This window comes from uncultured Aquincola sp. (genome assembly GCF_964001545.1).
Lineage (GTDB): Bacteria > Pseudomonadota > Gammaproteobacteria > Burkholderiales > Burkholderiaceae_C > Aquincola.
Window position 1 is genome coordinate 1 of sequence record NZ_CAXFDV010000074.1, and the last position, 4051, is coordinate 4051.

At 70.0% G+C, this 4051-nt stretch carries 3 protein-coding genes; all 3 read left to right on the top strand.

All coding sequences use genetic code 11. The features are described 5' to 3' along the window. Positions 1 to 2610: monovalent cation/H+ antiporter subunit A (locus tag ABNT58_RS02600; protein WP_348751953.1), on the top strand; the 2610-nt coding region annotated here is incomplete at its 5' end. Continuing rightward, positions 2610 to 2966 carry a Na+/H+ antiporter subunit C gene (locus tag ABNT58_RS02605; RefSeq protein WP_348751954.1) on the top strand — a complete coding sequence of 119 codons (357 nt, stop codon included), beginning with the start codon at positions 2610 to 2612 and terminating at the stop codon, positions 2964 to 2966. The genes ABNT58_RS02600 and ABNT58_RS02605, both read left to right, overlap by 1 nt. Beyond that, a partial coding sequence (locus ABNT58_RS02610; protein WP_348751955.1) for a monovalent cation/H+ antiporter subunit D occupies positions 2963 to 4051 on the top strand: 1089 nt, incomplete at its 3' end. The genes ABNT58_RS02605 and ABNT58_RS02610, both read left to right, overlap by 4 nt.

Sequence of the window (4051 nt, forward strand, 5' to 3'; positions counted from 1 at the left end):
TTCATGGGCTCGATGATGGGCGTGGTGCTGTCGGGCAACCTGGTGCAGCTGGTGCTGTTCTGGGAACTCACCAGCCTGTTCTCCTTCCTGCTCATCGGCTACTGGCACCACCGCAGCGACGCGCGGCGCGGCGCGCGCATGGCGCTCACCGTCACCGGGGCTGGCGGGCTGGCGCTGCTGGCCGGCGTGCTGATGCTGGGGCAAATGGCCGACAGCTACGAGCTGGACGTGGTGCTGGCCTCGGGCGACGCCATCCGCGCCCACCCGCTGTACCTGCCGATGCTGGTGCTGGTGCTGCTGGGCGCGTTGACCAAGAGTGCGCAGGTGCCCTTCCAGTTCTGGCTGCCGCATGCCATGGCGGCGCCCACGCCGGTATCGGCGTATCTGCACTCGGCCACGATGGTCAAGGCCGGCGTGTTCCTGCTGGCGCGGCTGTGGCCGACACTGGCCAACACCGAGGCCTGGTTCTGGATCGTGGGCGGCGCGGGCGCGGCCACGCTGCTGTTCGGCGCCTATGCGGCCATGTTCCAGCGCGACCTCAAGGGGCTGCTGGCCTACTCCACCATCAGCCACCTGGGCCTGATCACGTTGCTACTGGGGCTCAACAGCCCGCTGGCGGCGGTGGCGGCGGTGTTCCACATCATGAACCACGCCACCTTCAAGGCGTCGCTGTTCATGGCGGCCGGCATCATCGACCACGAGACCGGCACCCGCGACATCGGCCGCCTCAACGGCCTGTTCAAGGCCATGCCCATCACCGCCACGCTGGCGATGGTGGCCAGCGCGGCCATGGCCGGGGTGCCGCTGCTCAACGGCTTCCTGTCCAAGGAAATGTTCTTCGCCGAGACGGTGTACATCAGCTCGCTGCCCTGGGTGGAAGCCGGGCTGCCGGTGGTGGCCACGCTGGCGGGCATCTTCAGCGTGGCCTATTCGCTGCGCTTTTCATACGACATCTTCTTCGGCCCGCTGACGCCCGACCTGCCACGCCAGCCGCATGAGCCGCCGCACTGGATGCGCGTGCCAGTGGAGCTGCTGGTGCTGGCCTGCGTGGTGGTGGGCATGTTCCCGGCCTGGTCGGTGGGCGGCTTCCTGGCCACGGCCGCGCGGCCGGTGGTGGGCGGCACCCTGCCCGACTACAGCCTGGCGGTGTGGCACGGCTTCAACACGCCGCTGGTGATGAGCCTGGTGGCGTTGGCCGGCGGCACCGCGCTGTACTTCGTGCTCAAGCGCCAGTTCGAGCGCGGCCGGCTCGACCGCACGCCGATGACCGGCGGCCTGCATGGCAAGGAAGTGTTCGAGCGCTCGGTCACGCAGCTCTCTTGGTTCGCGCGCTGGGCCAGCCGGGCCTTCGGCACCCGGCGCCTGCAGCCGCAGATGCGCTGGCTGTTCTTCGCCACCCTGGTGGCGGCCTTCCTGGCGCTGCAGCCCTTTGGGCTGGTGCGCGGCGAGCGGCCGCTGGTCGAGCCCGCGTCCACCTTCGTGCTGATGTGGGTGGTGGGCGCCGCCTGCGCCATCGGCGCGGCCTGGCAGGCCAAGTACCACCGGCTGGTGGCGCTGATCCTGGCGGCCGGCGCGGGCCTGATCACCTGCCTGACCTTCGTCTGGTTCTCGGCGCCCGACCTGGCGCTGACCCAGCTGTCGGTCGAGATCGTGACCACCGTGCTGCTGCTGCTGGGCCTGCGCTGGCTGCCGCAGCGGTTGATGCCCGAAGACCTGGGCCAGGCCCGCCGCCGCGGCCCCGGCTGGCGCCGCACCCGCGACCTGCTGCTGGCGGTGGTGGCCGGCAGCGGCATGGCCGCGCTGGCCTACGCGATGATGACGCGGCCCTTTCCGCAGAGCATCTCGCCCTACTTCCTGGAACGCTCGCTGCCGCAGGGCGGGGGCAGCAACGTGGTCAATGTCCTCCTGGTGGACTTCCGCGGCTTCGACACGCTGGGCGAGATCACCGTGCTGGGCGCAGTGGCCTTGACGGTGTATGCGCTGCTGCGCCGCTTCCGCCCCTCGCCCGAAAGCGTGGAGCTGCCGCCCCAGCAGCGCCACCTGCCCACCGCGCCGCTGAGCACCGACCTGCTGCCGCCGCCCACGCAGGCGCAGGCGGCCGCCTCGCCGCTGGCCTTCGGCTACATGCTGGTGCCCAAGGTGCTGTCGCGGCTGCTGCTGCCGGTGGCCATGGTGTTTGCGGTGCACCTGTTCATGCGCGGCCACAACCAGCCGGGCGGCGGCTTCGTGGCCGGGCTGGTGGTGGCCTCGGCCCTGGTGCTGCAGTACATGGTGGCCGGCACCCAGTGGGTGGAATCGCACTTCTGGCTGCGGCCGCAGCGCTGGATCGCCACCGGCCTGGGCGTGACCTGGCTCACCGGGCTGGGCGCGCTGGTGATCGGCTACCCCTTCCTGACCACCCACACCGCGCACTTCACGCTGCCGCTGCTGGGCGAGTTGCATGTGGCCAGTGCGCTGTTCTTCGACATCGGCGTGTTTGCACTGGTGGTGGGCGCCACCATGCTGATCCTGATCGCGCTGGCCCACCAATCGTTGCGCAGCCACCGGGTGGCGCGTGAACCGCTCACCGGCCCGCTGGCGGTGCAGCGCGGCAAGGCGGGGGGCCGCTGATGGAAATCACCCTGGCCATCGCCATCGGCGTGCTCACCGCTTCGGGCGTGTGGCTGCTGCTGCGCCCGCGCACCTTCCAGGTGGTGATGGGGCTGGCACTGCTGTCGTACGCGGTCAACCTCTTCATCTTCGGCATGGGGCGGCTGTCCATCGACAAGGAGCCCATCATCCGCGCCGACGTGCCGCTGGACCTGCTGCACTACGACGACCCGCTGCCCCAGGCCCTGGTGCTCACCGCCATCGTCATCGGCTTTGCGATGACGGCGCTGCTGCTGGTGGTGCTGCTGGCTTCGCGCGGCTTGAACGGCACCGACCATGTGGATGGTGAAGAGAAGGATGCGGGGGTTCAGCCATGAGCGAGCTGATCATCGCCCCCATCCTGCTGCCCATGCTGGCGACCGTGCTGATGCTCGCCGCCCAGCACCGCCGCCGCTGGCACCTGGCCATCAATCTGGTGGCCACCTCGGCCAGCCTGGCGCTGGCACTGGCCCTGCTGCATGCGGTCAAGGGCAACGGCGCACCGGGTGCGGTGGCGGTGTACCTGCCGGGCAACTGGAACGTGCCCTTCGGCATCGTGCTGGCGGCCGACCGGCTGTCGGCCCTGATGCTGGTGCTCACCGCCGTGGTGGCGCTGGCCTCGCTGGTGTTCGCGGTGGCGCGCTGGGACCGCGCGGGCGTCTACTTCCACCCGCTGTTCCAGCTGCAGCTGATGGGGCTCAACGGCGTGTTCCTCACCGCCGACCTGTTCAACCTGTTCGTGTTCTTCGAGGTGATGCTGTCGGCCAGCTACGGCCTGCTGCTGCACGGCTCGGGCCGCTGGCGGGTGCGCGCCGGGCTGCACTACCTGGTCATCAACCTGGCGGCTTCGTCGCTGTTCCTCATCGGCGTGAGCATGCTGTACGGCGTGACGGGCACGCTCAACATGGCCGACATGGCGCAGCGCATCCTGGCCATCCCCGCCGAAGACCGTGGCCTGCTGCATGCGGGTGCGGCCATCCTGGCCATCGCCTTCCTCACCAAGGCGGCGATGTGGCCGCTCAACTTCTGGCTGGTGCCGGCCTACACCGCGGCCAGTGCGCCGGTGGGGGCGCTGTTCGCCATCATGACCAAGGTGGGCCTGTACACGGTGCTGCGGCTGTGGTCGCTGATGTTCCCGGCCGGTGCCGGCGACTCGGCCTACTTCGGCGGGCGCTGGCTGCTGCTGGCCGGCATCGCCACGCTGGCGGTGGCCGCGCTCAGCATGCTGGCTTCGCAGAAGATCGACCGCCTGGCCGCACTGGCGGTGGTGGTGTCGTCAGGCACCTTGATGGCGGCCATCAGCTTCGCGCAGCCGGGCATCACCGCGGGGGCGCTGTTCTACCTGCTCAGCTCCACGCTGGCGCTGGCCGCGCTGTTCCTGCTGGCCGAGCTGATCGAGCGCTCGCGCCAGATCGAGGCCGAA